This window comes from Limibacter armeniacum, from assembly GCF_036880985.1.
GTDB classification, from domain to species: domain Bacteria; phylum Bacteroidota; class Bacteroidia; order Cytophagales; family Flammeovirgaceae; genus Limibacter; species Limibacter armeniacum.
The window spans coordinates 1,873,252-1,894,686 of sequence record NZ_JBAJNO010000009.1 but is presented as its reverse complement, the minus strand read 5'-3'; the positions used below and the strand labels follow the sequence as shown (position 1 = coordinate 1,894,686).

Annotated in this window: 15 protein-coding genes and 1 pseudogene; 12 read left to right on the top strand and 4 right to left on the bottom strand. The window is 40.5% G+C overall.

Annotated elements, in window-relative coordinates; genetic code table 11:
* Positions 1 to 188 precede the first annotated feature (188 nt).
* The 3 genes from V6R21_RS25735 (at position 189) to V6R21_RS25725 (ending at position 3,599) form a co-directional block, all read left to right on the top strand.
* A complete protein-coding gene (locus V6R21_RS25735; RefSeq protein WP_334246398.1) occupies positions 189 to 785 on the top strand; it encodes a hypothetical protein in 597 nt (198 codons plus the stop codon).
* A gap of 247 nt (positions 786 to 1,032) precedes the next feature.
* Positions 1,033 to 2,223: a phosphoglycerate kinase gene (locus V6R21_RS25730; RefSeq protein WP_334246397.1), complete on the top strand. Its 1,191-nt coding sequence runs from the start codon at positions 1,033 to 1,035 to the stop codon at positions 2,221 to 2,223.
* Between the two features lie 80 nt (positions 2,224 to 2,303).
* The gene (locus V6R21_RS25725; RefSeq protein ID WP_334246396.1) at positions 2,304 to 3,599 is read left to right on the top strand and encodes a M28 family metallopeptidase; all 1,296 of its coding nucleotides are present in this window, start codon (positions 2,304 to 2,306) and stop codon (positions 3,597 to 3,599) included.
* A 33-nt stretch (positions 3,600 to 3,632) separates the two neighbouring features.
* Here V6R21_RS25725 and V6R21_RS25720 read toward each other — a convergent pair whose 3' ends face one another.
* Together V6R21_RS25720 and V6R21_RS25715 are read right to left on the bottom strand one after the other, a co-directional pair.
* On the bottom strand, positions 3,633 to 4,523 hold the full coding sequence (locus V6R21_RS25720; protein ID WP_334246395.1) for a DUF4382 domain-containing protein: 891 nt from the start codon (positions 4,521 to 4,523) through the stop codon (positions 3,633 to 3,635).
* A gap of 170 nt (positions 4,524 to 4,693) precedes the next feature.
* Positions 4,694 to 5,185: a hypothetical protein gene (locus tag V6R21_RS25715; protein ID WP_334246394.1), complete on the bottom strand. Its 492-nt coding sequence runs from the start codon at positions 5,183 to 5,185 to the stop codon at positions 4,694 to 4,696.
* A 432-nt stretch (positions 5,186 to 5,617) separates the two neighbouring features.
* Between V6R21_RS25715 and gltB the strand changes: the two genes are divergently transcribed.
* The 3 genes and pseudogenes from gltB (at position 5,618) to V6R21_RS25695 (ending at position 12,419) form a co-directional block, all read left to right on the top strand.
* Positions 5,618 to 10,045, top strand: coding sequence for a glutamate synthase large subunit (gene gltB, locus V6R21_RS25710; protein WP_334246393.1), 4,428 nt, complete (start codon positions 5,618 to 5,620; stop codon positions 10,043 to 10,045).
* Positions 10,046 to 10,081: 36 nt separating this feature from the next.
* Positions 10,082 to 11,511, top strand: a pseudogene (locus tag V6R21_RS25705) (glutamate synthase subunit beta).
* 602 nt (positions 11,512 to 12,113) lie between these two features.
* A complete protein-coding gene (locus tag V6R21_RS25695; protein WP_334246390.1) occupies positions 12,114 to 12,419 on the top strand; it encodes a DUF6787 family protein in 306 nt (101 codons plus the stop codon).
* Between the two features lie 113 nt (positions 12,420 to 12,532).
* On the opposite strand, the gene V6R21_RS25690 is transcribed toward V6R21_RS25695, so the two are convergent.
* Positions 12,533 to 13,231, bottom strand: coding sequence for a hypothetical protein (locus V6R21_RS25690; RefSeq protein ID WP_334246389.1), 699 nt, complete (start codon positions 13,229 to 13,231; stop codon positions 12,533 to 12,535).
* 281 nt (positions 13,232 to 13,512) lie between these two features.
* On the opposite strand from V6R21_RS25690, the gene V6R21_RS25685 reads away from it, so the two are divergent.
* The 6 genes from V6R21_RS25685 (at position 13,513) to V6R21_RS25660 (ending at position 20,000) form a co-directional block, all read left to right on the top strand.
* Positions 13,513 to 14,895 (top strand): sigma-54-dependent transcriptional regulator, encoded by a 1,383-nt coding sequence (locus V6R21_RS25685; protein WP_334246388.1) that lies wholly within the window; start codon positions 13,513 to 13,515, stop codon positions 14,893 to 14,895.
* Positions 14,885 to 16,252 carry a sensor histidine kinase gene (locus V6R21_RS25680; protein WP_334246387.1) on the top strand — a complete coding sequence of 456 codons (1,368 nt, stop codon included), beginning with the start codon at positions 14,885 to 14,887 and terminating at the stop codon, positions 16,250 to 16,252. Before V6R21_RS25685 ends, V6R21_RS25680 begins: the two co-directional genes overlap by 11 nt.
* Positions 16,253 to 16,341: 89 nt before the next feature.
* Positions 16,342 to 17,043 carry a CAP domain-containing protein gene (locus V6R21_RS25675; protein ID WP_334246386.1) on the top strand — a complete coding sequence of 234 codons (702 nt, stop codon included), beginning with the start codon at positions 16,342 to 16,344 and terminating at the stop codon, positions 17,041 to 17,043.
* Positions 17,044 to 17,549: 506 nt separating this feature from the next.
* Positions 17,550 to 18,281 (top strand): 1-(5-phosphoribosyl)-5-[(5-phosphoribosylamino)methylideneamino]imidazole-4-carboxamide isomerase, encoded by a 732-nt coding sequence (locus V6R21_RS25670; RefSeq protein ID WP_334246385.1) that lies wholly within the window; start codon positions 17,550 to 17,552, stop codon positions 18,279 to 18,281.
* Positions 18,282 to 18,529: 248 nt separating this feature from the next.
* Entirely contained in the window at positions 18,530 to 18,997 is a 468-nt protein-coding gene (locus V6R21_RS25665) for an Lrp/AsnC family transcriptional regulator (RefSeq protein ID WP_334246384.1), read from the top strand.
* 574 nt (positions 18,998 to 19,571) lie between these two features.
* On the top strand, positions 19,572 to 20,000 hold the full coding sequence (locus V6R21_RS25660; protein WP_334246383.1) for an AP2/ERF family transcription factor: 429 nt from the start codon (positions 19,572 to 19,574) through the stop codon (positions 19,998 to 20,000).
* A 55-nt stretch (positions 20,001 to 20,055) separates the two neighbouring features.
* Here the strand turns inward: V6R21_RS25660 and V6R21_RS25655 are convergent, their stop codons facing one another.
* Positions 20,056 to 21,411: an MATE family efflux transporter gene (locus V6R21_RS25655; RefSeq protein WP_334246382.1), complete on the bottom strand. Its 1,356-nt coding sequence runs from the start codon at positions 21,409 to 21,411 to the stop codon at positions 20,056 to 20,058.
* Positions 21,412 to 21,435: the final 24 nt, after the last annotated feature.

Genomic DNA, 21,435 nt, shown 5'->3' with positions numbered 1-21,435 from the left:
GAAATTTATCTGTAATAAATTAACAGTGATAGTATACATGCACATGACTTTGCTAACTAACTGTATAGATGCTGTGACTGCCGATGGCCTTGTCATCGGATAATCATGTAATGGGAGTGTATTAAGTATTACGGAGCCTATTGGCATTCAGGTAAACTGTATCATTACTCAACAAAAAACAACCGACTATGAAACTCAAAATTTTGTTACTATCAACATTAATTGCTTTTGGTTTTACTGGATGTAAAGATACCAAAAATGACACTGAGAGAGCTGCTGACCGTGTGAGTGAGTCAGCTAGAGAAACTGGAGATGAAGTCGAAGACATGTCAAGTGATGCTTACAACAGAGGAAGCGAAATGATGGATGATGCCACTACGAGGGGTAAAGAAATGGTGGATGATGCCTCTGAGAGAGCTTCTGAAATGGCTGATGATGCTGAAGACATGACTAACAAGGCTGCTGATAAGGCAAGAAGTGAAGCTGAAGACAGTTGGAATGCAACAACTTCGACAGTGAGAGGTACTGCTAGTGAAATGAGTATGGAGAGTGTTAATAGCTCTTTGGCTGAGATTGCCAAGAAAAGTGGTTTTGACCTCAGTGCAAGTAATATTACCAGTGATACTCCTCTTAGTGAAATCTGTAGTGGTGGAACTGCTTGGCAGCAGCTGCATAATATGCTAACTCAGGAAATGGGAATCCCAAAGGAAAAAGTGGATAGCCAATGGAGTAGCTTCAGAACTGTGGGAGATGTCACCAGTTTTATCCAAAGTGCTAAGGAATAATACAGCAAAACAGTTTAGTTATTTCGAAAACTGGTAGTATGGAGCTGCCAGTTTTTTTATTGTCTAGGGATAACCATACTTTTCAGGACTAATAAAAATCATTTTTTAATGCAGTTCTTACTTCTAATTTAGAGGGCGGTTTCAAAAACAGGAATCGTAATAATACCAAAACTGAGTATTGATTGGGGATGACTTTTTTCTTGATTGAGAAAACCAAATAACATCTATTATACTTAAAAAACACTTAATGAAAACTGTAGCAGACTATAATTTCAGCGGCAAGAAAGCTGTCGTAAGGGTTGACTTGAATGTACCTTTGAACAATGACTTTACAGTAAGAGATTATACAAGAATCGATGCGGTAATTCCTACTGTGAAGAAGATTTTGGAAGATGGTGGTTCGGCTATCCTAATGTCTCATATGGGACGTCCAGCTGATGTATATGAGGAAAAGTATTCCTTGAAACACATCGTTAAGCCACTTTCAGAAAAACTTGGTGTAGAAGTGAAATTTGGAGGTGACTGCATTGGTGCTGAAGCAGATCAGATGGCAGCCGACCTTAAGCCGGGTGAGGTGATATTGCTTGATAACCTCAGATTCTATAAGGAAGAGAAAAAAGGTAACGAAGAGTTTGCTCAGAAACTGGCATCTCGTGGTGATGTATGGGTGATGGATGCATTTGGTACGGCTCACCGTGCGCATGCTTCGACAGCTGTAATCGCTAAATTCATGGATGACAAGGTAGCCGGCTTTACAATGGGCCGTGAGATCGAGGCATCTAAAGAAGTACTTGAAAGTGGTAAAAAACCTGTGACAGCCATTATGGGTGGTGCTAAGGTTTCAGATAAGATCCTGATCATTGAAAAAATGCTGAATGTTGCCAACAATATCATCATTGGTGGTGGTATGGCTTATACTTTCTTCAAAGCGAAAGGTGGTTCTATCGGAAGCTCCCTTTGTGAGGAAGATAAATTGGATTTGGCACTTGAGCTGATCAAGAAAGCAGAAGAAAAAGGTGTAAACCTGTTGTTACCAGTTGATTCTCGTGCGAACACTTCATTCTCTAATGATGGTGTATGCATCGAAGTTGACAATATGGAAATTCCAGAAGGACATATGGGATTGGATATCGGTCCTAAAGCAGAGCAGCAATTTGCAGATGTAATCAAAGCATCAAAAACAATCCTTTGGAATGGACCAATGGGAGTATTTGAATTTGAAAACTTTGCTAGCGGTACTGTGAAAGTTGCAGAAGCAGTAGCTGAAGCAACAGAGAAAAGCGGTGCTTTCTCACTGATTGGTGGTGGTGACTCAGCTGCGGCTGTCAATACACTTGGCTTTGGTGATAAAGTATCTTACATCTCGACAGGTGGTGGAGCTATGCTTGAGCTGATGGAAGGTAAAGAGTTGCCTGGTATTGCAGCACTGAAAGCATAATAGCCTTAGCTAACTAGTGATATGAAACCCGGCAGCTTTCCGTTGTCGGGTTTTATTTTTATCCAAACCAGAGAGACCGTATGAATAGCCTAATAACAAGAGCCTTATTGTTAAATATCTTTATGTATTGCTGCATTGTCAGTTTATCTGCACAGGATATGAATCGGGTACGAAAAAATATTGCAAAGCTCTGTTCCAAAAAAATGCATGGCAGGGGATATACCTATGGGGGAGACCGTAAAGCTGCAGACTTTATTCAAAAGCAGTTTGAAGCGAATGGGCTAAAACCTTTTGGTGATACTTACTTTCAGTCGTTTACAATGCCCGTTAATGCATTTCCTGAAAAGGCTAAGTTAAAAGTAGGTGATCACTCACTTAAACTTGGGGAAGACTTTATTGTTCATCCAGCTTCTGCTTCCGCTAATGTGAAAGGTACTTTGGTGTACATTCCTGATTCAGTCTTTGAAAATCATGAGAAGTTAGTGGCATATTTTTCTGCGAAAGATATACAAGGAAAAGTATTGGTCTACGATAGCAAGTTTGAGCGGGATGCAGTGATGTGGCCCCGAGTAGTACCTGAGAAACTAAAAAAAGCTGCTGGTGTAATCCTCTTGGTTGATAAACTAACTTTTGGCGTCAGTAGAAAGCAGGGAGACGTTTCAAAGTTGATTGTGAGAAAGGCTACTCTGGAAAAGTATAATGCTGAGGAAATTGAAATACATGTCAGAGCAGAGTGGCAACCCGCTTATCAGACGCAGAATGTAATCGGTTATATAGAAGGGACAAAGCAAGCTACACAGTATGTCGTATTTTCAGCCCATTATGACCATTTAGGGAGTATAGGAAAACAAGTGTATTTTCCTGGAGGAAATGACAATGCGACAGGAGTAGCGATGCTGTTAGAGTTATCTCGTTGGTATAAGGTAAACCCTCCTGAACATTCAGTAGTATTCATGGGATTTGCGGCTGAAGAAGCTGGTTTGGTGGGGTCTCGATATTATGTGGAGAACCCATTATTTGATTTGAAGGATATTCGTTTTCTGATCAATCTTGACTTGTTTGCTTCTGGAGAAGAAGGCATGATGGCAGTTAACGGGGCTGTATTTGAAAAAGAATTTAATTTGTTGACGGATATTAATTCCGAAAAACAATACTTACCTGTGATACAGAAGAGAGGTAAAGCCGCAAACTCAGACCATTATTTCTTTACAGAGGCAGGGGTGCCTTCATTTTTTTTCTACCTGATGGGGAAGTCATGGCAACATTATCATGATATATATGATACAGGAAAAGTGCCTTTGAGTCGTTTTCAGGGAGCATTTCAGCTGATCAGAGATTTCTCAGACAGTTTAGACATAGAAAAAGGGATGCCGTAATAGCATCCCTTTTTTTCTTATTTGAAGAAAGCATTAGTTACTGCTTTCTTCAGTATCAGTGTTGTCACCTTCTTCAGTAGTTGTGTCATCACTTGTTTCTTCTGTTTCCATTTCAATCAATGTAATTGGCTCCAACGTGTTGATTTCCTGATCTACAATGATGATGTCTGTTGTGTCAGCTACGTAGATGCTGCCCTCAAAAGGTACAACTGCCAATGAGTAAGCCCCAGCTTCGATTCCTTTCAACAGGAATTGCCCATCGTTGGTTTCTGTTCCTGCTACTACTGTTTCTCCAGCCAGTACTTCAACTCTGAATGACTCTTCTACAGGATTAACAATACCTGTTACTGATCCGCCATAAGCATCCATAGAAGCTCTGATCACAGGCTTTAGGTTATACTTGCCAGAGTTACCAGCCTCTACGATAGAGCGGTTGGCATCAAAATCAAGTGTTAGTGTATAGGCAAGACCAGGATTCATTTCAGCATCTACTTTTACTTTAAGTCCTGAAGTCTGTCCACTTGGTGTTGTTAGGTGGTGTTTCTTATTGTCTATTATAACTGTGTTACTGTCACCCAAAATCAGTCTCACATTATTCAGGTGCCCTGCAGGGAATTCAATGTCGCCTAGCATTGCTTCAGCGCCAGCAGTTAGTTCTAATAAGTTGTAAATGTTGGGGTTCATTTGATCCAGCGATACCCAGTTCTCTTCAGTTGAGGTTTCGCTGTAGGTAGTGTAGTCAACCATTACATCTTGAATATCAATGTTGACTTCGTCATAGTTGGCAGGTGCATCTACAAGGATGACATTCAGTCTTACTTTATCATTAAGTGGACTGGCGTTTTCCTCTTTTTTGCTTGACGTACAGGCTGCAAGAGCCGCAAGTCCAAAAATAGAGACAACTCTAATAATGTGCTTTTTCATAATGTGTGCATTTGAGAAAAATAGAAATAGATACTTTTGTAAATACTTCTTCCAAGAAATATTCCATATTATATGAAAATTTACTTTTTTTAAGATGAGACTTGTATTAATCCCATTTTTCTACAGCACATAACACATTTTTAACATTTACCCCCCTTTTTCATCATCCGCTAAAAATGGATTTTGATTGTAGGAGTCTCTTCCTTATTAATATTTTTAGAGTTGCCCCCGAAGTCTTCCGCTGTAACCGAAAACTCAACCACACCATTTTCATTCATGGGTTTAATCATGATCGGCATATTGATGATTTGTTCTATGCACTTATCAGAACCATGGTAGGTCAGTGTTTTGTGAAGCGGGTCTTTGCTTTCGTCTACCAAGAACTTTTCTGTATGGTACCGCTCCAAAATACCAGAATTCATATTGTAGTCCAGTTGCCTGATCCCTCCTTTGTCGTGGCATTTGATATTGATGCTTACTATCCCCTCATTGGTTTCAAATGGGATCTGAAATTTACTTGTGTCTTTGGATGAATAGGTTTTTGAGTTGATCGCATCAGAGACTTCAATGGTTATTTCAGGCTTGATGATATCTGTTGAAGGGATGCTTTTGCAACAACCGGTTAGCAGTAGTATTGGAAGGAATATTCTAGCAGTTTTCATGGAAAGAATTTGTGGATGGAGAATCTGAGGTTAGCTGTAATGGCGTGAGGAAACTACTATAATATATGACTATAATTCCTTACAAACAATCTCCAGATAAATGAGGTACAAGGAGTCCTGTTAAGGTGTTTTTCTTACATGAAATCGGTTGTTGTGAACGGATGAATTAAATGTAAATAATACACCGAAATTATGAGAAAATTTCATATTTAAGTTTAAAATTTTATTTATTTTTTAAAAATTAAGATTATATTTGGAAATAATACCGAAACAGGAAATGTCTTAGTTTTATTTCATCACAAGTGAAATTGTGGGAAGGGGTAACCAAAACATTACATGGACTCCATGCTGAAAAGCACCGAAAGCTTTACAAAACCCAGCTCTTTCTCATCGATTTTTACGACTCACCAAAAAGACTAACACTTGAGCCTTATGAAAGATAGAATTACCGCTTTTAAGGACAATTGTGGCTTTGGCATGCTTGCCAACTACAAGAATGTTCCTTCGAGGCAGATGACGCTCGATGCAATCGAGGCTCTGTCACGAATGATGCATAGGGGTGCTGTGGCAGCAGACGGAAAAAGTGGAGACGGAAGTGGATTCCTTTTCTCCATGCCCGACCGTTTTATGCGCAGGGTTGCTGAAATGAATGGCTTTGATTTGCCGGAGCGTTATGCAGTGGCGATGCTGTTCTTGACAGAACCTTCGCAAAGGGAAGTGTTTACGGACTATTGCCGTCAGAATGACCTTCAGGTGCTTTTCTTCCGAAATGTACCTACCAACAAAGAAGCATTGGGAAAACAGGCTCTAGAAGTGATGCCTGAGATTGTACAGGCATTTGTAGTGCCAGGTGCATTGATGTCGACCAAGCGCTTCCAAGCATTGCTATATCTTACCCGTAAAGAAATTGAACACCACTTTGAGAGTGAAGAAGATTTCTATATCCCTTCTTTCTCTGAAGATGTGGTCTCCTATAAAGGGCTTGTAATGCCCACTTTCATCAAAGATTTATACCCTGACCTGCAGGAGGATGACTTTGAGGTAAGCTTTGCGCTATTCCATCAACGCTTTTCCACCAACACGTTGCCTCGTTGGAAACTGGCACAGCCTTTCCGCACATTGGCACACAATGGTGAGATAAACTCTATTCAAGCCAACCGCTTCAATGTGAAAATCCGTGAGGAGGTATTTGAAAGTGAAGTTTATGACAAGGAAGAGCAGAAAAGAATTTACCCGATCCTGAGTAAAGGTACGAGTGACAGCGGTACGCTGGACAACTACTTTGAGTACTTGCTAGCAAACGGAATGGATTTCTTTCAGGCAGCAAGAAGCGTAGTGCCCGCACCTTGGCAAAACGCACCTCATATGGATTCAGGGTTGCGTACCTTCTACGAGTATGCTTCCTGCAACTTTGAGGCTTGGGATGGTCCTGCAGCATTGAACCTGACCGATGGACGTTACCTTGCTTGTATCTTGGACAGAAACGGTCTGCGTCCTGCCAAGTATATCATCACAAATGATGACAGAATTGTGATCAGCAGTGAATATGGGGTAATTGACCTTGATGAGCAGAATATCAAGGAGCAAGGAAAACTGAAGAGTGGTCAGATGATTGGGATTGACCTCCGCTATGGAACAATCCTGAAGAATGGCGACATAAATGAGTATCTGAAAAACAAAGCACCTTGGGGTAAGTGGCTAAATGAAAATAGCGCTTTCCTGATGGAGCATATTGATAAAAACTATTTTGACCTGTCTGATTACAGGGATGATAACCTAGTTGAAAAACAGCGCTACCACAACTATACAAATGAACTGGTAGAGCAGGTTATTTCACCAATGGTGGAGAATGGTAAAGAGGAAACAGGCTCTATGGGAGATGACACTCCTTTGGCATGTTTCAGTAAAGTGCAACGTAACTTTACAGACTTCTTCCGTCAGAAATTTGCACAGGTAACAAACCCCCCAATTGACCCACTTCGTGAAAAAGTGGTGATGAGTACCAGTATCAGCTTTGGCGCAAGGAACAACGTATTGCGAGATGGATCTACCAACGCACATAGGTTGAAGTCCATGAACCCAATCCTTTCATACGAAAAGGTAGAGGTGCTGAAAAGCTTTGGCACAGAAGGGAAACAGCTTTATGATCCAGCATATAAGTGCAAGACGCTTTATACGCATTATGAAGCAGACCTAAAGGCTTCATTGCATAAACTGGGAGAGTCAGCTATAAGAGCAATCAATGAAGGTGCTCATGTATTGATATTGGATGATAGAACGCTTTCTGCATCACGTAAGCTGATTCCAATGGCAATGGCTGTTGGATATATCAATCAGGTCTTGGCTAAGCACTCACTGAGAAGCAAGGTGTCCATTGTAGCAGTATCAGGAGAAGTATATGACTCTCACTCTGCGGCTGTCATGTTGGCATTTGGTGCTACAGCAGTTTATCCTTACCTATTCTTCGCTACGATTGTAGATACCATGGATAGGCAGGGAGCTAAAAACAAAGCTGCTTACAAGAAAGCCCTGACCAAAGGACAGAAAGCCATTAATGCAGGTTTGTTGAAAATCATGTCAAAGATGGGTATCTGTACAGTAGAGAGTTACCAGAACTCAGCACTGTTTGATACAATTGGTCTGAACAATGAAATTGTGGAAGAGTGCTTTACTGGCTCAGTGGCATTGCTTTCAGGATTGAAATATGATGACATTGAGTTCAGAATCGATAAGTTTCACAAGAAAGCATTCAAGATACAGCGTGTTAAGAAAATGTACCCGCTTGAAGTGGGTGGTTTCTATAAGTACGCAGCAAAAGGCGAATACCATGACTTTTCTCCTGAAGTAGCGAATGCACTCCGTAAATATGCGAGAACAGGCAGGGGAGAAGATTATCAGGAGCTGAGAGATAAGGTAAACCAGAGGGGGCTACGAATGATTCGGGACTTCTTTGAGTTGAACTCAGGTAGAGAACCGATCGATATCAGCAAGGTTGAGCCTGCATCAGAAATTACAAAAAGGTTTACTTCTGCTGCCATGAGTCTGGGGTCAATTTCCCCTGAAGCACATGAGGCGATCGCAGAAGCCATGAATATCATAGGTGGTTATTCTAACTCCGGAGAGGGAGGGGAAGATCCAGTCCGTTTTGGAACCATCAAGAACTCGAAGATCAAGCAAGTGGCATCGGGTAGGTTTGGTGTTACACCACATTACCTGAGAAATGCAGAAGAGATTCAAATCAAGGTGGCGCAAGGTGCTAAGCCGGGTGAAGGTGGACAGTTGCCAGGATCGAAGGTAACACCACTGATTGCATCCTTGAGATGTACGATTCCTGGTGTAACCCTGATTTCACCTCCCCCTCACCACGATATCTATTCGATTGAGGATTTGGCTCAGCTGATTTTTGACCTTAAGCAGGTAAACCCAAAAGCAAGAGTCAGTGTGAAACTGGTGTCTTCAGCAGGAGTGGGAACCATCGCAGTAGGTGTAGCCAAAGCATATGCGGATAAGATTATTATCTCAGGTGCTGATGGCGGTACAGGTGCTGCACAATTGGGTTCCATCAAGTTTGCGGGTAACCCTTGGGAACTTGGGTTGTCAGAAGCCCACAATGCCTTGAAGGCAAATGGACTTCGTGAGTTTGTAGAAGTACAGACAGACGGTGGCCTGAAAACTGGTTTGGACATTATAAAGGCTGCAATTCTCGGAGCAGAGAGCTATGCATTCGGGACAGCATTGCTGAGTACGATTGGATGTAAAATCCTGCGTGTTTGTCACCTGAACAAATGTAGTGTAGGTATAGCCACTCAAGATGAAATGCTGAGAGCGTACTATACAGGAACAGTCAAAGGTATTGTCAATTACTTGACTTCTATTGCGGAAGAGGTAAGAGAGTTGTTGGCAAAAATGGGTTATACATCCCTGAATGAAGTGATTGGTAGATCAGAACTGTTGTCAGTGGTCAATGATGAGTTTGCCAAGAAATTTGACTTCTCAGACGTGTTATATCACGTAAATGGAGGAAACCTTCAGACACATGCTTCCAACGTTCCTTGGGATGATAACAAGTTCGAAAAGCAAATACTGGAAGAACTGATGCCAGTAATCAGAGGTCCGCATTTCCGTACAGTGTTGCACAAGGAGATCAGAAATACTAACCGAAGCTTTGGGGCGATGATCAGTGGTCAGGTAGCAGAGTTTTACGGTAAGGCAGGGTTGCCTAAAGAACTGATCACAATCAACCTGAAAGGGGTGGCAGGACAATCATTTGGTGCATACCTGATGCAAGGATTGTTGCTGCATCTGCACGGAACTGCCAATGATTATGTTGGTAAAGGTATGAATGGTGGTCATATTATTATCACACCAAAAGACGGTGTCAGTCAGCAGAGAAACCTGGCTGGTAATACATGTCTTTATGGAGCGACGGGAGGTAAACTTTTCGTTGCAGGAAAAGTGGGAGAACGTTTTGCCGTTCGAAACTCTGGTGCTTTGGCAGTAGTTGAAGGTACAGGAGACCACCCTTGTGAATATATGACAGGAGGTACAGTGGTTGTCTTGGGAGAAACAGGTAACAACTTTGGCGCTGGTATGACAGGTGGTGTTGCATTCGTGTACGATAAGGATATGACGTTCATAGACAAGATGAACCAAGAGCTGATATCGGCTCAACGTATCGATACGGATGAAGAAGATGAAGCACGTTACTACCTGCAGCGTATCCTGAGAAGTTATCACTTCCGTACGGGTAGCAAGAGAGCGAAGTTTATCTTGGAAAACTTCCGAAGAGAGGTTCGCTACTTCTATATGGTGACTTCCAAAGACATGAAGGCACCGCTGAACCCAATGGAGGGTAACTAAGCACCATTTTGTGGAACACTTGAATTGACCTAAGAAATGTACGAATTCACTAAAATAGAAAGAATATCGCCTTCGATGCGACCTTCCAATGAGCGTATCAAAAACTTCCACGAAATCAGTGAAGTTTACTCGCAGGAAGAAGCTAAGTCGCAGGCAAGCCGATGCGTTCAGTGTGGTAACCCTTACTGTTCAGCAACAGGCTGTCCGTTAAGTAACTTTATTCCGCAATGGCTTAAGTTCATTGCGGAGAAAGACTTGGAGCAGGCATTCAGAATTTCTAATGAAACATCTCCTTTTCCCGAAATTTTGGGGAGAATCTGCCCACACGACCGTCTTTGTGAAGGCGCTTGTACCCTGAATGATGGAAATGAAGATCACTTGATAGGTGCTATTACCATTGGTTCGATTGAGGTAGCAATTTCTGAAAGAGGCTTTGACCAAGGACTGAAGCCAGAGTTTGCGGAGAAGCTAACAGAAAAGAAAGTCGCAATCATTGGATCAGGACCAGCAGGACTGTCTTGTGCTACATTCTTGTTGAGAGCAGGGGTAAAACCTGTGATCTATGAAAGAGCGGATAAGGCAGGTGGCTTATTGACATATGGTATCCCAGGCTTTAAGCTGGAGAAGGAAGCCGTTGAGCGTAGGGTGCAGTTGTTGCTCGATGCCGGAATGGAATTGCACTTGAATACGGAAGTGGGTAAAGACATCACTTTTGATGAGCTGAAAGAGCAGCACGATGCTGTCTTTATTGGCACAGGTGCTATGCAAGGTAAAGTCTTGGACCATGAGGGTTACAGTAGCAATAACTTGTTTATGGCGGTACCGTTCCTGACCAATGTACAGAAGAAAATAGAAGAAAGCCTTTATGATCGTAAATACGATGTCAAAGGGAAAAGTGTACTGGTAATTGGGGGGGGGATACTGCTATGGACTGTGTACGTACCTCCATCAGAGAGAAGGCTGCATCCGTAACGTGTGTTTACAGACGTGATGAGGAAAGTATGCCAGGTAGCCGTAAAGAAGTCTTGGCAGCCAAAGAAGAAGGAGTGGAGTTCCTTTACCTGAAATCTCCTAAGAAATTGATAGGTGATGAGAGAGGTAATGTGATAGGGGTCCGTTTTGTGGATATGGAGTTAGGTAAGCCTGATGCAAGTGGCCGTTGTTCTGTATCAGAAGTGGAAGATACTGAACGAGTGATCTCTGCTGATATCGTGATCTTGGCTTTGGGCTTTGACAATGAAAAGTTCAAATGGTTAACTGATAACGGTATTAAAACCAATGCTTGGGGAGCTGTTGAAGTAGATGAGACAGGTATGACAAGCGTTGAGGGCGTTTTTGCAGGCGGTGATAACGTACGTGGTGCAGACTTGGTAGTGACCGCTGCACTAGATGGACGTGAGGCAGCCTTTGGAATGTTGGATTATATATTTGAAAATGAAAATATTCAGGCAGAAAAACTGTCCTGAACCAACTACTCAATTTGCGGAACACTCCGATAGGAGTGTAGCTTTCAGGGAAATACATGGCTTGATAAAAGCGGAACAAATAGCATCAGAAGAGACTATTTGAACAATATTACCCTTGAAAGTATTATAAAGCCATCCGATCCAGTTCGGATGGCTTTTTTGTGTGCCATACACACCTGCCCCGAAGAGGCTAAATAAGTAGATGTAACCTTGAAATTGGAAGTTTTAAACGCTTCAAGGATTTATAGGTTCAACTCCTTTGGAGTTGGATAAATGGATTTACTTATACCGCAGGCTTTTGCCTACGGCTACTATTATTGAATCCCTTTGGGATTATTTCTCTTGCAGCAAACACCGTTTCCAAAGGAACCAAACAGTATTAGCTCTGGATGTCGGGGTTTGTGTAATTTAGATATTTCAACGTTGAAGGGGGGAGAAGAATATGGATCATATTGCGATAAAGGGCTCGAATAGGAACTCTCCATTTCAAATCAAAATGCTCATAAGATTTCTTTTAGTAATACAAAGGCCACTGATTTTTTATTAAATCAGTGGCTTTTGTATATTTGCAACCTTTTGAAGGACGATTTAATAGACTAAACATGAGTAGGTTAGCGAAAATGAAGGAAAAATGGGGTGTCAATAGTGGATGGCAAGTGTTGGCTATCCTGTTGGCATTTACCTTTGCAGGTTCATCAGTAGTGGTAGTACGCAAAATGTTTTTCTCTGCTATTGGCATTACAGAACAAACAGAAATGTGGATCAAGGTGGTGACCTATATCCTATTTATTTTTCCTGCTTACCAAACCCTTCTGCTTTTTTACGGAACAATCTTAGGGCAGTTCAACTTCTTTTGGGAGAAAGAAAAGAAAATGTTCAAGAGAATGGCTGGTATTTTCAAAAGATAAGTACTGGATTAGCAATAAGAGTAGATCGGCTTGAACATGTGCAGGTAATAATTGGAAAAGGTACTCAGACAGCTTTTGATAGTCATGTTTGAGTACCTTTTTTGGTTGTTTGTTTATTGCGTGATTGTATCACCGTAAAAAACAGGAACAGGCTTAAGAGATGCATATTTGCTGTCAAGCTGCTTGAGTTGGTCTGCCTGCTTCAAAATGATATGGTTCAGCTTTCTGGCGTAGTCATTATATTCTTTTCTTAAGAAAAGGTCTTGATTTCGGGTTTCCATAAAGTGATCATACAGTGTTTGGGCTCTCATGTACCGATCAAAATCAGAAGTCTCTTTCCTGAGGGACTGTACAGCTGTCAATAGTTTATCAGTAGCCGAATCGTATTGGATCATAACCTGTTCAGACCCTAAAGACTCTTCTGTATACATATTGGCTTTAACATCGGCGTAAGCTTTTTCGAGGTTTTTGGCAGCCTCAACAGGTACTTTTGCACCTGAGACCTGTAAATCTTTTAATAGCTCTAAAGCCAAAGACAACTTATTCTCTTCCGATTGAAATGCTTTCTGTTTATAGCTGTTAAGGCTATCCAATGTGGCAGGAACTTTCTGCTCAAAAGGCAACTCGGTTTCTTTCTCAAACCCCCAATCAGCAGCATCCTTTTCAGTCCAGACTTCTTCTTCGACTACAGCTTTTGACTCAGCTTCTTTGGTTACTTGCTTTTGGTTATTGTTGGTCGTGTTACATGATGCAAAATAAAGGCAGGTACTTACTGCCATAATAATGCAGACACTTATTTTCGGTAATTTCATTGGTTTCTATTATTAGATCTGAAGGTCCTACACTTATATAATTATATCAAATATCATCCCATTCCAATACTTCAACGTAGAAGGGATTAAATATGCAAAATCTTGGTCGTATTTGAAGTATAACAAGATACTAGTATATTGTATTTTATAATTTTCATTGGATTTTTTTGAGTATAGACTCACCAATCAAAAGTGTCAAATTAATGAGGTAGCTCCTGTAAGGAAACAGAACAGTAAGCTGCTGAACCAAAAGTTTTAAACCAATACAAGCAAATAAACCAATGGGCAAGCCGTTAGGAAAAGTTTTGATTATTGATGATAACGAGGACGTATTGTTGGCTGCCAAGATGCTACTTAAAAAGCATGCGGATCTCGTTCAGGTTGAACAAAACCCAGGAAAGATACCTTTCCTGTTGAATAATGATAAGTACGATGTCATCCTGTTGGACATGAACTTTACGAAGGACACTGCCACAGGTAAGGAAGGATATCATTGGTTGGAGCAGATTCTGGAAATAGACCCAAATGCAGTTGTGATCATGATTACGGCATACGGGGACGTAGAGACAGCCGTAAAGTCATTGAAAGCTGGTGCAACAGACTTTGTACTGAAACCTTGGCAGAATGAGAAGCTGATCGCTACACTGACTGCTGCGGTGAAATTGAGGAAATCCTATGATCAGGTGCAAACCCTGAAGGAGGAAAATACGAATCTGGCAACAGCATTGAGTAAAGGGTCAGATACCGCCCAGATCATTGGCGAAAGTGATGCTATGAAGTCTGTCTTCAATTTGGTACACAAAGTAGCACAGACGGATGCCAATGTCTTGATTTTGGGAGAGAATGGTACAGGTAAAGAAGTGATTGCCCGCGCTATTCACAATGCCTCACTTAGAAAAGAGAAGGTGTTTATTGGCGTAGATATGGGCTCCATTACAGAGTCGCTATTTGAGAGTGAACTGTTTGGACATAAGAAGGGTGCATTTACAGATGCGAAAGAAGATAGAGCAGGACGATTTGAGGTAGCCAACTCAGGAACCTTATTCTTGGATGAGATTGGAAACCTCTCAATGGCATTACAGTCCAAGTTGTTGACAGTCTTGCAAAAAAGAGAAGTAACCAGGGTTGGGGCAAACAAGGCAACACCTATTGATATTCGCTTGATTTGTGCGACTAACATGCCATTGTATGAAATGGTAGAGAAAAACGAATTCCGTCAGGATTTGGTATATCGTATCAATACAGTGGAAATCCACTTGCCTCCATTGAGAGAGCGAGCAAGTGATATACCTTCATTGGCATTATACTTTTTACAGATATTCAGTAAGAAGTATCGAAAGGAAACAAAGCGAATTTCTTCAGCTGCGCTCAAGAAGCTTGAAAAATATCATTGGCCAGGTAACGTGAGAGAGTTGCAGCATGCAATTGAGAGAGCCATAATCATGTCAGAAGGAGATACATTGGAGCCTGTAGACTTTATGTTCCTGATTGAGAAAAACGATGATCAGGAAGTAGATTTCTCAGAGTATGATCTTGAGACAGTTGAAAAAATGATGATACAGAAAGCGATCAGCAAACACGCCGGAAATATATCAAAGGCGGCAAAATCACTGGGTCTGACGAGGGCGTCGCTTTACAGAAGATTAGAGAAGCATGGGCTTTAAGAATTTTAAACTGAACGTTACACTTAGGGTATTAGGACTCTGCATCACCATTTTTGCTCTCCTGATTTTGATCAAGACAGCTTATATGGCAACCATTATATTCTTTGTGGTATTGGTGGTTTATCAGGCATATGCATTGATTAACCTAATGGAAAATACCAACAGGGAGATGGTTGACTTCCTGAGTTCTATCCGGTATGATGATTTTTCACAGACTTATAACCTTAAAGGCAGGGGAGGAAGCTTTGATGAACTTAATGAGGAGTTTAATAAAGTGCTTTCCCGTTTTAAGGAAGTGAGAGCGGAAAAGGAAGCAGACTATCAGTACCTCAAAAACATTATCCATCATATAGGAATTGGCATTCTGTCTTTTGATAATGATGGTCGGGTACAGATTATCAATACGGTGGCAAAGCGCCTGTTCAAGCTTAACAGACTTCGTAATATTGAAGACCTGAGAGCATTCAGTCCTGATTTGTATAAGCAACTTAAGGAATTACGTACAGGCTCGAAGGCATTGGTTAGGATTCGAGACAAGGACGACACCATTCAATTGGCGGTGTATGCAATTGAGCTGTATCTAAGGGGGGATGTTTACAAACTGGTAACGGTTCAAAACATTCACCACGAGCTGGAAGAACAGGAGATGGAAGCATGGCAGAACCTGATCAGGGTATTGACACATGAGATCATGAACTCAGTAACTCCAGTTTCCTCATTGGCCAATACATTGGAGGATGAAATCAATTATTTCAAGGAGAAAAAAGCCAATGGAGAAATGATTGAGGACGATGAGTTGGAGGATATGAATTTGGCTGTATCCACTATCAAGCGCCGGAGTGATGGGATGATACGTTTTGTCAATGAGTTCCGAAACCTGACACAGGTTCCTGTTCCACAATTGGAGCATGTACAGGTAGCTGATATATTTGGTCATATACAACTGTTGATGGGGAGCGAATGTGAAAGCAATGACATTACCCTAAAGGTAGAAATGGAGCCACAGAACATTGTGGTCACGGCAGACATGGAGCAGATTGAGCAGGTACTTATCAATCTTGTGAAAAATGCGGTGCAGGCATTACAGGAAAATGGATCAAATGATGGAGCCGAAAAGGAAGTGGTACTTACAGGAGGCTTGGGTAAAGGAAACCGTCCAGTTATTAAGGTAAAAGATAATGGACCGGGTATTGAGCCAGAAGCATTGGACCGTATCTTCATCCCTTTCTTTACGACCAAAAAACAAGGTTCAGGAATAGGCTTGAGTTTGTCAAGGCAAATTATGAGACAGCACAAAGGAGCTATTACAGTAGCTTCACATCCGGGGGAAGGAACGGAGTTTACCTTGAAATTCTGATGTTATAGCCTATTATTTGGACGTTTTTAAGTGAAAAAGCCTTAAATTATATAAGCACAGACAAAAGAATTGAATCAAAAAAAGCAAATATGGAAATGATTCGACGCTGCCTATTTTTTGTATTGCTTATGCTGACAGTAACTGCGGTTAAAGCGCAAAGTAATTGGAGTGAAAGTTTTTATACTAAATATACATGTGCCAATTACGCTAAGTACAAACCGTTTTTAGCTGTTATAGACTTAGATAATATCGATTACCCGCTGCTGAATGCAGCCTTGTTTTATGAAACCAACCTTCAGCGAAAGAGGCAAGGAATTCCAACCTTGAAACACTTGTCTGCTTTAGAGCATGTAGCACAAGGACATTCTCAGGATATGGTGGAACAAAACTTCTTCAGCCATAGGAGTACTGTCCAAGGTAAGCACAGTATGGTGGATAGGTTTAAAAAAGAAGGTATTAAGTTTTCCGTGTGTAGTGAGAATATTGCCTATAATATGGTCTACCCTGTAGAGAACAAGAGTTTTTACCCTCCATCGGTTAATGGGGGATATTTTAGCTTTGAATACAAGGGAGAACCTCTTAAGGTAATGACTTACCAGTTTTTTGCAAGGCAAATGGTTCGTCAGTGGATGAACTCATCAGGTCATCGGAAAAATATTCTAGATAAGGAAGCCAATTATCTGGGATGCGGAACTTGCCTGATGCTTTTCAGTAACCCAGACCGGATACCGAGGATTTATGGTACTCAGAACTTCTGCAGCTTGTTGAGTGATTCAGAAAATATAGAATGAATACTTACTAGAGACAGGAATGAAACAAGGAGTACAGTTTTACCAGACTGTACTTTTTTTATATCTCTGACTAAATAGGTGAGAATGAATGAAGTATCTTTTTTAGTCAAATAAAGTGTATGTAAAAAATGTTTTGAATGATTTTTTGAAATAATATTTTTCTTTTTATAGAAAAAACCTTATTGTATTATATATTTGTACATCTGACTGTATATTCATGTAATATGTTACTTGATGTAGATTTCAAGTTGTACATTGAATTATAGATAGAATCAGGTCTTATTTACCTTGTTTTTTTTGTATTGAAATTCGCATATATCAGTTCTATTTGGTGAGCATTGGCAAAACTATGGAGACCAAAACCACACTATAAATACACGAATAACTCCTAACTGGATGGACGCCAGTTTTAGTTATAATAATTGCCGTAATGAGGTAAATTTTGAACCAAATACGTTTGCGTTTTTTTCTCTTCAATTAATCTTGAACCCTAATAAAATTCTAGTATGATAAAGATTATTCCATCCATTTCGGTGATGAATGGCAAGTGCGTGCGCATTCTTGACCGTGACTTTTCGAAAGCAACTGTTTACGATGAAAGCCCATTGGACGTAGCCAAAAGGTTTGAAGACCATGGTATTGAAGAACTACACCTTATTGATCTGGAAGGCTCTAAGAAAGGTGAAGTGGTGAACTATGATACATTGAGTCTATTGACAGGACATACAGATCTGAAAATTAATTTTGGTGGGGGAATCAACACAGATGGCGACATGAATAAGGCATTTGAGTTTGGTGCTGAAAAAGTGACAATTGGTAGCTTGGCTCTGACCAATAAAGAACTGTTTGCTTCATGGCTGATTTCTTATGGACGTAATAAACTGTGTTTGAGTGCTGACTCATACAAGGGGAATGTTGTTCACAATGGTTGGCAAAAAGTAGAGAATGTAAAGCTGTTAGACCATATCGATTACCACTACCAGAGAAGTGTACAATTTGTAAAATGTGCTGATACTGATAAAGATGGTAAACTGGAAGGTCCAGCCATTGATCTATATGAAGACATCCTTACCAATTATCCAAAAATCAAGTTGATGGCCAGTGGTGGTGTTGGTTCAGTAGATGATATCAAGAAGTTGGCAGATATTGGTGTTTACGGTGTCATCTTCGGAAAGGCTTATTACGAAGGCAAGATTTCACTCAAAGAGCTAGACACTTTTATTGCTAAGAAGGTATAATACAGTTGAATGCATGTAAGCTCCGGTGCTTTTTGATAATCTTTTTTAGGAAATATTGAGTACACTTAATAGGTTAAACAGAATTTCTGTTGGAAATAACAATTATTTACCAAAGAATTTTCTTAGATTTGTGACTCAAAATTAAATAATTCTAAAAAGGGTAATGTACTGATAACCAAAACCGTAAAATGAATGCTTTATGTATCATGTAGGTTTTGAGTGTCATTATTAATTCAGACTAAAACAACATGGCTATTAAATTGGATCAGACCGACAGGAAGATTCTGGATATTCTGCAAAAGCAGGCTAAAATTACAAACGCCCAGCTCTCAAAGGATATCGAACTTTCACCAGCCCCAACACTTGAAAGAGTGAAAAAGCTCGAAAACTCGGGCATTATTATGAGCTACCATGCTAAGCTGAATACAAAAGCTCTGGGCTTAGGCGTGACTACATTTGTCAATGTAAAGCTGGCTAAGCATAATAAGGAAAATAATGCACTATTTTTAGGTAAGATTGAGCTTATTCCTGAAGTGATCGAATGTCACCATGTTACAGGTAATAGCCACTATCTGTTGAAAGTAATTACAACTGATATTGAAGAATACCAGAAAATTCTGCTGGACAAACTGAGTGAAATTGAGGAGATTGATGACCTTCAGTCTATGATGGTATTGTCCACACCAAAAGACAGCAAGACTATTCCGATTCCGTAAGGAAAAGACGTTAGAAATATTTGAAGCAGGCTCAAAAGCCTGCTTTTTTTATGTTTACCCTACTCAAAATGGTTGATAACCCTCTCTTTTTGCCATTTTTCTGACGTGCCACTCACTTTTTTCCCTTATTCAGTATTCACCAATGAATATTATTGGAATTACAATATTTTAAACTTGAAAAACTCATATTTGGCTGATTTTCTCATCTGAAATGCTCCTAATTGGTGTAGTAACCAGTGTGTTGTCATGTATTTGTCAATAAAAACTTACATGGCATAAAAAGGGTTCTTTTGACTTTTACAAAGATCGAATATAGCTTTAATTATACTTCTACTAGTCGTTTTGACACTTATTATTAACCCTGTTTTTTTCCGGTTGAATGAACATTGAATACACCTCAAAAAGAGATGTCTGGTATAGGGACTATTACCCCTAGTAACGATGAAACCCTGAAATTCTCCGATACCTAAACAATTATCCAAAAGCTGTATTAACTATGCTGATTGAACTAATTAACTCTGATAAAAAAGTTAAGCTTTGTCGAGACGGGTTTAAGTTTTTAAAAAAGAAGGGTATGGACAAAGGGTGGAGGCTTCACTCCGCAGGCTATGCGGTACTTCAGTTTACCCGCTTTGGAAGAATCCATACCATTTACATGCACAAGATGTTGGCATCTGAATTCCTTGACAAACCTGATACAGAAAAGAAGCTTTTTGTCCGTATGAAGAATGGGAAAAAGCTGGATTGCCGCCTAGATAACTTTGAATGGAATACGATGGCAGAGCTGAGGAGACAGCAAAAGAACTCTTCTGGTTACAGAGGAGTGTCTAGAGATGGGAACAAGTTTAGAGCAGTATTGTATGATAAAGGTGAGCGTATCTATTTGGGTATGTTTGATACTGCAGAGGAAGCTGCTAAAGCATATGATGATGAGTCTGTAAAGCGATTTGGTGAAACCAACAGTCTCAATTTTATGCAAGAAGAAGAAATGGCTGTACTTTAATAGAAAACAGGTCATAGCAAATATAAGTACTGTGCTATGACCTGATGACTGATTTTTAGCTTGCAATCAGATTTTTTTGTTTGCCCCTTGTAGCAAAGTGGAACCTGATGGTTAGCAATATGGCAGCCGTTGATAAGCCAAGTAAGAAACCATACCAGATACCCAGTTCATTAAAGCCCAAGTAAAATGCCATTATATAACCTGCAGGCAGGGCAATGACCCAATAAGCAAAGAAGGCTATAATGGTTGGTATTTTTACATCTGAGATTCCTCTAAGCGCACCAAAAGTTACCACTTGAATTCCATCTACTAATTGGAAAAAAGCAGCAACAATCATCATAGGAGCTGCAATTCTAATAACAGCCTCATCAGGTGTATGGAGCGATGGAATAAGTCGGTTTCCTAACATGAATACAACCGAAGTCATACACATAAATAGAATGATAATATGAAGTGCAGACCATGTCAGTAACCTAGCTTCTCCAATCTTACCAGCACCTAATTGGTTACTCGTACGGATGGTCACTGCACTTGCTACTCCACTAGCAATCATGAAAGTGACAGAAGCCATGCCTATGGCAATTTGGTGTGCCGCAATTTCCGTCTTTCCAATCTTGCCAACCATAATTGCCCCGATAGCAAATGCTGCAACCTCCATTACAAATTGCATACTAATAGGGAAACTGATTTTCAGGATACTTTTGAATGTTGACCAAACGTATGAAAGGTCGAAAAATGTATTCAGGAATGCTCTGAACCTCTTGGATGACATTGTGTAATATGCCATTCCCAACGCCATTGCGATTCGGGCAGTAAGCGTGGCATAGCCAGCTCCATCAAGCCCAAGTTCAGGAAATCCCCAGTTTCCATAAATCAGCAGGTAGTTCAAGAATACATTCAACCCATTACTGATAAGGGTCATTACCATAGCAGGTTTGGTGGATGATACTCCCTCTGCAAACTGCTTGAAAGTAAAGAAGACCATTATCGGTAACATTGACCAGTTCAAAACCTTGAAGTAGGTGATCCCTGTTGTTACCACTTCGGCTTCTTGTCCTAAGTGATACAGTAATGGGGTACTGTTGTTAAGGATAATCAAAACAATAAGCGAAAGCACCACATTGAGGAGTAAGCTGTGTTTTAGCAAGTGTCCTGTGTCTTCGTACTTTTGCTGACCGAATGCCTGACCTACCAATGGTGTCAAACCAATGGAGAAGCCTATGCCCAATACCAAGAAAATGACAAAAACACTATTGACAAATGCTGCTGCCGACAAGGATAGTGTATTGTAATGACCGATCATTACGTTATCGGCAACGTTTGTCAGGGTTTGCCCTGCTTGGGAAATTACAACTGGTATTGCCAGCTTGAGGTTATCCCTGTAATGTGCTACATACTTTCTTAAAGACATATATTTCTATCTGATGCACAGCTT

Excerpts from the sequence above, each read along its gene's own strand:
- V6R21_RS25675 (WP_334246386.1), top strand. The coding sequence starts at position 16,342 with ATGGAAATGATTCGACGCTGCCTATTTTTTGTATTGCTTATGCTGACA.
- V6R21_RS25655 (WP_334246382.1), bottom strand. The coding sequence starts at position 21,411 with ATGTCTTTAAGAAAGTATGTAGCACATTACAGGGATAACCTCAAGCTG.
- V6R21_RS25730 (WP_334246397.1), top strand. The coding sequence starts at position 1,033 with ATGAAAACTGTAGCAGACTATAATTTCAGCGGCAAGAAAGCTGTCGTA.
- V6R21_RS25720 (WP_334246395.1), bottom strand. The coding sequence starts at position 4,523 with ATGAAAAAGCACATTATTAGAGTTGTCTCTATTTTTGGACTTGCGGCT.
- V6R21_RS25725 (WP_334246396.1), top strand. The coding sequence starts at position 2,304 with ATGAATAGCCTAATAACAAGAGCCTTATTGTTAAATATCTTTATGTAT.
- V6R21_RS25685 (WP_334246388.1), top strand. The coding sequence starts at position 13,513 with ATGGGCAAGCCGTTAGGAAAAGTTTTGATTATTGATGATAACGAGGAC.
- V6R21_RS25660 (WP_334246383.1), top strand. The coding sequence starts at position 19,572 with ATGGACAAAGGGTGGAGGCTTCACTCCGCAGGCTATGCGGTACTTCAG.
- V6R21_RS25735 (WP_334246398.1), top strand. The coding sequence starts at position 189 with ATGAAACTCAAAATTTTGTTACTATCAACATTAATTGCTTTTGGTTTT.
- V6R21_RS25670 (WP_334246385.1), top strand. The coding sequence starts at position 17,550 with ATGATAAAGATTATTCCATCCATTTCGGTGATGAATGGCAAGTGCGTG.
- gltB (WP_334246393.1), top strand. The coding sequence starts at position 5,618 with ATGAAAGATAGAATTACCGCTTTTAAGGACAATTGTGGCTTTGGCATG.
- V6R21_RS25690 (WP_334246389.1), bottom strand. The coding sequence starts at position 13,231 with ATGAAATTACCGAAAATAAGTGTCTGCATTATTATGGCAGTAAGTACC.
- V6R21_RS25680 (WP_334246387.1), top strand. The coding sequence starts at position 14,885 with ATGGGCTTTAAGAATTTTAAACTGAACGTTACACTTAGGGTATTAGGA.
- V6R21_RS25695 (WP_334246390.1), top strand. The coding sequence starts at position 12,114 with ATGAGTAGGTTAGCGAAAATGAAGGAAAAATGGGGTGTCAATAGTGGA.
- V6R21_RS25715 (WP_334246394.1), bottom strand. The coding sequence starts at position 5,185 with ATGAAAACTGCTAGAATATTCCTTCCAATACTACTGCTAACCGGTTGT.
- V6R21_RS25665 (WP_334246384.1), top strand. The coding sequence starts at position 18,530 with ATGGCTATTAAATTGGATCAGACCGACAGGAAGATTCTGGATATTCTG.